Here is a 2,125-nt window from a genome sequence, read left to right on the forward strand (position 1 = left end):
GCAGTGACGATGGGTACGTTCTGACAGAGATCAAGAGCGGGACATCTGCAAAGCCCGAACACACTTTTGATCTCGCATTCCAGCGTGTCGTACTTGAGGCAGCGGGGTTCCCCATTGCGCGCTGCGAAGTGGCACATGTGAACCGTGATTACGTCAGAAACGGCGAAATCAATCCGCAAGAGCTTGTCAGCATCACTGACATCACGGATGCGGTGACTGAGCAGCTCGAAAAAACACGCACGCGTATCGATCAGGCATTGCGCGTCGTTGCCAGCGGTACGATGCCTGATCCGTCCCCTGAAAGTGCGCGCCTTAAATCCTGTCCGCCATCAGCACCCATGGAACAGACTAGGTTGATTGCGTAGCGGAGGATTTCAGGCTCATCGTAACCATCAGAGAGTGGAGATGAGAATGAAATCCGGGAAACAGAAAGCGTCAGCAGAGAGAGTTGTCAAAGACATCCGCAGGAAGACACGGCGCCAGCATTCGGCAGAGGAGAAGATCCGTATTGTGTTGGATGGGCTTCGTGGTGAAGACAGCATAGCGGAGCTGTGTCGCCGTGAAGGAATAGCTACGAGCCTGTATTACAGCTGGTCGAAAGAGTTCCTTGAGGCCGGTAAGAAGCGGTTGGCTGGCGATACCGCACGCCAGGCTACCAGCTCTGAGGTGAAGGATTTGAGAGCGGAATCGTCGGCGCTGAAAGAGGTAGTCGCCGACCTGACCCTTGAGAACCGGCTGCTCAAAAAAAGCATGTTCGAGGATGGGGGAGACGACGAATGAGATATCCCGCATCCGAAAAGCTTGAGATCATCCGGCTGGTTGACGGTTCGCACCTGCCGATCAAACGCACACTGGAAAAGCTCGGCATTCCCAGAACGACCTTCTACCGCTGGTACGACAGGTATCTGTCTTTCGGCGAGGCCGGGCTTGAGGATCGCCATTCCCGGCCAGGTAGGGTTTGGAACCGCATCCCCGACAAGGTGCGCAAGCAGATCGTGGAACTGGCTCTGGAAGAACCCGAGTTATCGCCCCGCGAGCTTGCGGTGCGGTTCACCGACACCAGGCGCTACTTCGTTTCTGAGGCCAGTGTTTACAGGCTTCTGAAGGCACAAGATCTGATCACTAGCCCAGCCTGCATCACCATCAAAGCGGCGGATGAATTCCATGAGAAGACTGTGCGGCCGAACCAGCTTTGGCAGACCGACTTCACCTATCTCAAAGTCATCGGTTGGGGCTGGTTCTACCTGTCTACGATCCTGGATGATTACAGCCGTTACGTTGTCTCTTGGCGCCTTTGCACCACGATGAAAGCTGACGATGTCACAGGAACGCTGGAAGACGCTTTGGCTGCATCAGGTTGTGACAGTGTCACCGTTGCCCACAAGCCCCGGCTGCTCAGCGACAACGGCAGCAGTTACATCTCTGGCGAGTTGGCGAAATGGCTGGATGAGCAGGGTATGGATCATGTTCGGGGAGCGCCCAACCATCCGCAGACCCAGGGCAAGATTGAGCGATGGCATCAGACGATGAAGAACCGTGTCCTGCTGGAAAACTACTATCTGCCAGGAGCGCTCGAACAGGCCATCGGCGACTTCATCAATCACTACAACCACAACCGATACCACGAGAGCATCAGCAATCTGACACCCGCCGATGTCTATTTCGGTCGAGCCGAAACAATCCTCAGACGCAGAAAGGAAATCAAACACCAGACAATCCAGAAACGCCGCTTGCTGCATCATCAGAACGCGGCGTAGATTGAAACTACGGCGAGCCTGATCCTCCTAAGCCAATCAAACGCTCGTGTTCCAAATCATTCGATGACGGACACTCTTGAGACAATTTGCTGAGATCAGTGCGGGCGCCGTTAAAACTCGCGGGGACAAAGTGCATGATTTCGAGAGCCTTGCGGGCGACGCTCGAGATGCTGGCGGTTTCCGAAATCATTTGCCCTAAAGCGCCGGCTCCGCCTTCAGCAGCTTCATAGAACAAAAGTGCTAGGCGCTCCTGGCGAGAAGGTGTTGGTTCGACGAGTATCTCCCCTTCTTCCAGTTGGAATACGGCTTCGATACCCCTTGCCAACGCATGCTGGAGCGTAGAAAGAGTATTGGCGGATCTATTTCCT

General features: G+C 54.8%; 3 protein-coding genes. 2 read left to right on the forward strand and 1 reads right to left on the reverse strand.

Annotated features, from left to right (window positions below; genetic code table 11):
• Together ACR1XV_RS21370 and ACR1XV_RS21375 are read left to right on the forward strand one after the other, a co-directional pair.
• On the forward strand, positions 1 to 365 hold a 365-nt coding region (locus tag ACR1XV_RS21370; RefSeq protein ID WP_480535044.1), incomplete at its 5' end, for a hypothetical protein.
• 40 nt (positions 366 to 405) lie between these two features.
• Positions 406 to 1,757, forward strand: a protein-coding gene (locus ACR1XV_RS21375) for an IS3 family transposase (RefSeq protein WP_170717543.1) whose coding sequence is annotated in 2 segments (ribosomal slippage) — positions 406 to 742 and positions 742 to 1,757 — 1,353 coding nt in all. Because the reading frame shifts where the segments join, the coding sequence is not laid out codon by codon here.
• Positions 1,758 to 1,764: 7 nt separating this feature from the next.
• Here the strand turns inward: ACR1XV_RS21375 and ACR1XV_RS21380 are convergent.
• Positions 1,765 to 2,125 (reverse strand): Zn-binding domain-containing protein (locus ACR1XV_RS21380; RefSeq protein ID WP_480535046.1); only part of this gene is annotated, 361 nt, incomplete at its 5' end.

The sequence above is a fragment of the Ruegeria sp. AD2(2025) genome (genome assembly GCF_056542385.1).